This is a genomic window from Vibrio sp. Evd11 (assembly GCF_900382755.1).
GTDB lineage: Bacteria > Pseudomonadota > Gammaproteobacteria > Enterobacterales > Vibrionaceae > Vibrio > Vibrio lentus.
The window spans coordinates 1-6,031 of record NZ_OSDX01000113.1 but is presented as its reverse complement, the minus strand read 5'-3'; the positions used below and the strand labels follow the sequence as shown (position 1 = coordinate 6,031).

The window sequence follows — 6,031 nt, the reverse complement described above, 5'->3', positions numbered from 1 at the left end:
AAATATTACTTCACGTCATCCCTTATTCCATAAGGGGTTTTCATGATCTTGCCCTGGGGGTCACAACAAGACAATAAGTAGCTTACTCAATCGAGCAAGCTACTGAGAGTTGCCTGTAGTCAATGACAAGAGAGGCCTAGGTAGTCACTACATCCCAACAAAGAAGCTAATCACCAACGCATTAATCAAATCAACAAAGAAACCACACACTAATGGCACCACAATGAATGCTTGTGGGCTTGCGCCATAGCGGTGAGTCACAGCAGTCATGTTAACAATCGCTGTTGCAGTCGAGCCGAGAGTGATGCCTCCGAAGCCTGAACATATAACCACTGAGTCGTAGTTTCTTCCCATCAAGTAATAGACGACGAATATGGTAAATAACAGGGAAAGCAAAATCTGGATACTCATGATCACCGAGATATAGCCAAACAACCCATCAAGATCCCAGATGCGGAGCCCCATCAATGCCATGGTTAAGAACATCCCCAAACAGATGTCAGAGATCATCGCTAAACCTTTGCGACCTTGAGCAATTTTCTCTTGTGTACGACGCTTCTTAAACAGCGCTCGACCAATGTTCCCAATCAGGATACCGGCGATTAAGCAGCTTACGAATAGCGGGAGTTTTAAGCCCATCGAATCAATGACTTCACTCAGGCTGTAACCAAGCATCAGAGTGAGGTTTAAAATCAACCATGCCCACAACACGCCGTAATGACTCAATTCAGTGCGTGTTTCGCTTTCTTGATATGCACCAACCGTCACTTCTTCTTCATTAGATGGGCTGATTTTGTGTTTATTAAGTAGGTAGTTCGCAATTGGACCACCAATCACACACGCCGCAATCAAGCCAACCGTGTTTGACGCCACACCGAGCTCTAGCGCGTTCGAAATACCAAACTCTTCAACAAACATTGGTGCCCACGCCAACGTTGTACCTACGCCGCCGATTAAACTGACAGAGCCCGACAATAAGCCCGCTTTAGGATCCATTCCGAAGCCCGAAGCTACCGCCATGCCGACCACGTTTTGCAACACGATAAAAACAGCGGCAAGAAACAGCAGAATGAACAACGGTCGCCCACCCTTGATCAGCGTTTTAATATCCGCTTGGAGTCCGATGCCAGCAAAAAAGTAGAGAAGCAAAAAATCTCTGACATCTAGGCTAAAGGTGATTTGAATTTCAAATAGATAGTAAAGCGCAGCTACGGTCGCCGCACAAACAAAGCCACCAATAACAGGCTCTGGTAATGAATACTTCCTTAATAATTCCGATCGCTCGATCAAACCTTTACCAATAAACAGTAATGAGATCGCGATAGTAAAGGAGAGCAATGGAGAAACTAGGGTTTCTGTCATGGGGCTATAGATTCCTAATAGTTAGATTATTAATATTGCGTACTATTAATAATCTAGATTCATGCCAAAAAATCAAGCGTTTATCGACGATTAAAACACCTAAGATCGTTCAATCTGCGACGGCATTAATAGAGGAAATAACTATCAAGAAAGGATTAAAGGAACTGAGACTAAGAATGGATGCGGATGACGTGGAATCTAGAGGCTCTAAAACGAGAAAACCCCAGCATTTCTGCTAGGGTTTTGAATAGTGGTGGAAGGATGGGGATTTGAACCCCAGATACGCTATAAACGTATACTCGCTTTCCAGGCGAGCGCCTTAAGCCACTCAGCCATCCTTCCACAAATTGTGTGTTGAGCTTGTCACTCAACGAGGCGCTACTTTATTGATTCTGCTTGCTTTGGTCAAGAGGCATTCTCAAAAAAAGTGCCTTTTTCGGCTTATTCGATTACAAATTAACTCATTAGATCAAAAACAAACCAAATTTCATTCTATCGTTGTACTTGCGCTTGTTGCTTTTCTTAAGCTTGTTGATAGTAGCCCGGAACTCGAAACCATTTACGGCACATATCTAGGAAGTAGCCATAAAGTACGCCCATTCCACACGAGATAACTGCATTACTGGTTACAGCCGTAACGATCTGGTCGCCTGAAGCACCTACCGCCAACAAAATACCGGCATACACAGGTGATTGGAACAGTACATAAGCTAAGAGGTCAGATATATTCTTCATCAATGAACTTTGTGAAAGCTTTGCACCATTGCGCAAGAACCAATCACGAAAAACACCATAAGGCCAAGCGATAGCTATGTTTACCGGAATAGATAACGTTCGAGAAGCAAGAGATTGCTCAAACGTCATACCAGAAATAAACACTTCTACGATCATGCCAGATATAAAGCAGAAAACGACCATAGCAAATGTATCCGCCGCTGCGTTTCGAATACAAAATGGACCACGAGACTTCATTGATGCTAAACCTAAAATATATCACTGCTTATTGAGTGATTTAGTAACACATAAACAAGGCATATTCACGCCCTACAAGTTAATGTCGCCATTAAACCATAAGATTAGCAGTCATACATTCCAAATTAAAAATCAAGTTGTAAATTAACAACCAAAAACCACTTAAAAAGCAGCCACTTCAACCAAAAAACATTATCGAGGTCAAATGTTGGACAATTCGTTATTTACTTTCTGTAATTAAACAACACCTAGGCCATGGGTATATTTACAGTAATGATATTGATGACATCTTGAGAAGGACGCCGTCCCATAGATACCTGTTCTAATGCTTTATCAACTTGATAGGTAAGTTCTGTATTGTTCATAGGCTTGACGTGAACGCGCAGATTTTCTAACGCAAATTGAATCAACTCTAGATTATTGTCTTCGAGTGCCACGTAAAGCGTGACTAGAAGTTCTTCTGTATTGTCTTTGTTTCGCAGATCAGGTTTAGGCAACGAGCGACTTTGGCTTTTTTCCTCATGAAGATGTGCTTTGGGCACATTTCCGTTATGGCTGTCTAATCCATGTTTTTCTAGACCATGGCCTTCCCTTTCATGAATGGCTTGATCATGATTGTTGTCGTGATTAGCACTATCACTTTGTTTATTCGCGCTCTCTTCCTCGTGGAACTGGTAAAGCTTGTTTGAATAACGGAATAACGCGTCATCAAGCTCTCGTTCATCAATGGGTTTCGCAATAATGTAATCCACGCCGGCGCCGAGCATGCGTTCGCGAGTCTCTTTGAAGACATCTGCAGTACAACCTAAGATCAAGACTGATGAAACATCACCAATCAGAGCGCGAATCGCGGTGGTTGATTCAACACCGTCCATTACAGGCATATGGTTATCCATCAACACCAAATCAAAGTGCTCAGCAACGACGGCTTGTATGGCAAGCTCACCGTTTTCCACGCTTTTACACGTGAACCCTTTGCTGTTCATGAATGTTTCGATGATGATTGTATTGGTTCGGTTATCCTCCACAATCAGCACTTTCAAGCCAGAATAATCCAACTTCTTGTGAGGCAAGCTCTCTATCTCTCCAGGCTGACAGGGTTGAATCTTTAGTCGAACATCAAAGCTCGTGCCTATCCCTTCTTCACTGGTGACTGTAATACTGCCATCCATAAGCTGAGCGATTTTCTTTACAATCGCCAAGCCAAGACCTGTACCGCCAAAACGTCTTGTTGTCGACGACTCTGCTTGTTCAAAAGGCTTGAAAATACGCTTTTGGGCTTCTTTGGAGATCCCAATGCCAGTATCACGAACTCGAATACTGAGGTAGGTCTCACTCCCTTCTACGACTTCTTTGAGATACACCTCAACGAAGCCTCTAGAAGTGAACTTCACAGCGTTGTTCAGAAGATTAAACAAGATTTGGCGCAAGCGTGCTTTGTCCGAGTAGTACCAACGACCAGAAGGCACCTCAGAATACACTTTGAATTGAAGTCCTTTCTCGGAAGATAGTGTGTAGTAAACACTGTTGATACTGCCGATGATCGAATCTAATGGGAAACGGGTCTCATCGAGGTCCAATCTACCCTGCTCGATCTTCGAAAAGTCTAAGATCTCATTGAGCAAGGTCATCATGTGATCACCAGACTCATACAAACTCTTAAGATGCTTCTCTTGTTCAGAATTTAGAGGTGTTTTTAATAGGATCTGAGCAGTACCCAATACCCCATTCATAGGGGTGCGGATTTCATGTGAGAGAGTAGCAAGAAAAGCAGTTTTAGCATTGGTGGATGCCTGAGCTTTAACCTTTTCATCTTCAAGGTAAATGGTCTTTTCGTTGAACGTTTTAATCAAATGACCAATCTCGTCATCACTTGAGTAGTCAACATCTATGATTTCGCCTGCTTTCGAACTATCCACTTTGACGGCAATCGTTGTAATTGGGTTAATCAAATAGCGGTTCAATAAGTAATAGCCCGCCATCACACACAAAAGTAGTAGCGGCACAATACCGCCTTCAATGCTCATCACCTGACGAAATACTTCGTCTGCTACAAGTGACTTAGAGTTCACCACATCCACTTGCCAACCAAAGTCACCAAATTGGTTGCTACTGATGTAGATCCCTTCAACGAGATTGAAGTTATGAGAAACCAACACTTGATTGAGTTTATCTCTGAGCGTAATGCCAAGGTTGTATTCTTCAGCGTGGTTCTTGATAAAACCTAGTAACTCTTCGAGCGAGAGATCCACCGTCGCAACGCCAGCAAAAATGCCGTCGTAGTAATAAGGAGATGAAGCAGTAATCATTCGAACGTGTGTGTATGGGTCGATATACACATCGCTCCAAGAGATCGTTCCTTGTTTTTTGTCGACGACAGAGGTGTACCAATACTCTTCTTGATAAGGGGTATTCTTAGGATTGTTGTAAGAGAACAGCTGATCAATTTTTCCATCGTCGGCTTTATTGAAAAAGTGGCTGTTAAGACGCTTTTTAGAGTCAAGCCCAAAAGGTTCAGGCCAAATTCCGGCACTGACGATCGTATCATCGCTCGCCGCTAACATGGACTTGAAGAGCGGAACAACATCATCACCGTTGCGATGTGCTTGAGCAAAGCCAACTAGACTATCTACAAAGCCTTCTGAGCTGCTGAGTGGCTCTGTAATCAATGCGGATAAAAGTTGGGTACGTAAGTCGAGGTTTTGTTGTAATTTCCCACGCACAGGGGATTCTACGACGTAATACGTCACACTACCGACAATGGCAATAAACATCGCAAGGTAGAATCCAAGCGCTACCATACTTTTTTTCTTTAAAGACGACCGTATCAGCATAATTCTTTTATTGTTTTCTTTTCTGTTAAACCTAGTGTTTATCATCCATGACATCAAGCCTTTTTAGATTGAAGCTTGATTGGCACAAGTTCATTGGTACTATAAGCGCAAATATGTTCCCTTTTACGGTACCTCACTTTGACTTTACAAGATATTCTTGCGCTTCCAGAGTTGGAAGGAAAGCTAATCACAGAACACAAAACAATGGGCTTTGTCACTGCAATGGCAGCTGCACCTAATGTGTTAACCCCTCATGAATGGCTACCGTTCTTATGGGGTGGCGAAGAAGTCGCGCCTTTTACGGACGGTGAGCAGCTAGAGAGCTACATTGAAGTTATCATCACGCTTTGGAACAAAACACGTCCTGAGCTAATTGAAGGAACGTGGGTTTGGCCTGAAGCTTGCCAATTGGATGATGCAGAAGTGGTGAATACCGCGGCTCGCGATTTCTGTGAAGGCTTACTTCAAGGCTGGCAGATCGCCCGTGATGACTGGGAAACACTGATGCCTGAAGAGAGCGAAGACAACGCACTCGTCGGTGGTGTGTTACTTTCACTAAGCATGCTTTACGATCCAGAAACTTCCATTGCTACACTTGCTGAACAAGGCATCGAAGGCCTTGAGCAATTTGAAGAGATCTTTAACGCTGTTCCTGTAATGCTTTGCGGATTAACGCAGCGCGGCATCGCGTTGGCTGAAGCGCAGTAACCTCCACCAAAGAAACAAGCTCTACAAAAGATACTAGTCAGCTATCGAATGAGCTCGACTCGCTCAACCGAACGATAACAAAAAGGCCCTCACGATGAGGTAATGCCGTTCACTTAAGAGTGAACGGCATTTTTGTTCTTAGCATACCGTTGTGG

At 43.4% G+C, this 6,031-nt stretch carries 4 protein-coding genes and 1 tRNA gene; 1 reads left to right on the top strand and 4 read right to left on the bottom strand.

Annotation, left to right across the window (positions count from 1 at the left end; genetic code table 11):
• Positions 1–147 precede the first annotated feature (147 nt).
• The 4 genes from gltS to ED652_RS23470 all read right to left on the bottom strand — a co-directional run bounded on the left by gltS (position 148) and on the right by ED652_RS23470 (position 5,135).
• Positions 148–1,362: a sodium/glutamate symporter gene (gltS, locus tag ED652_RS23490; RefSeq protein WP_122056338.1), complete on the bottom strand. Its 1,215-nt coding sequence runs from the start codon at positions 1,360–1,362 to the stop codon at positions 148–150.
• 251 nt (positions 1,363–1,613) lie between these two features.
• Positions 1,614–1,704 (bottom strand) — tRNA-Ser (locus ED652_RS23480).
• A gap of 180 nt (positions 1,705–1,884) precedes the next feature.
• Entirely contained in the window at positions 1,885–2,334 is a 450-nt protein-coding gene (locus ED652_RS23475; protein ID WP_076678960.1) for an L-alanine exporter AlaE, read from the bottom strand.
• Between the two features lie 248 nt (positions 2,335–2,582).
• Positions 2,583–5,135, bottom strand: a complete 2,553-nt coding sequence (locus tag ED652_RS23470; RefSeq protein WP_122056336.1) for a hybrid sensor histidine kinase/response regulator — start codon at positions 5,133–5,135, stop codon at positions 2,583–2,585.
• Positions 5,136–5,306: 171 nt separating this feature from the next.
• On the opposite strand from ED652_RS23470, the gene ED652_RS23465 reads away from it, so the two are divergent.
• Positions 5,307–5,876 (top strand): UPF0149 family protein, encoded by a 570-nt coding sequence (locus ED652_RS23465; protein ID WP_017083925.1) that lies wholly within the window; start codon positions 5,307–5,309, stop codon positions 5,874–5,876.
• The last annotated feature ends 155 nt before the right edge of the window (positions 5,877–6,031 follow it).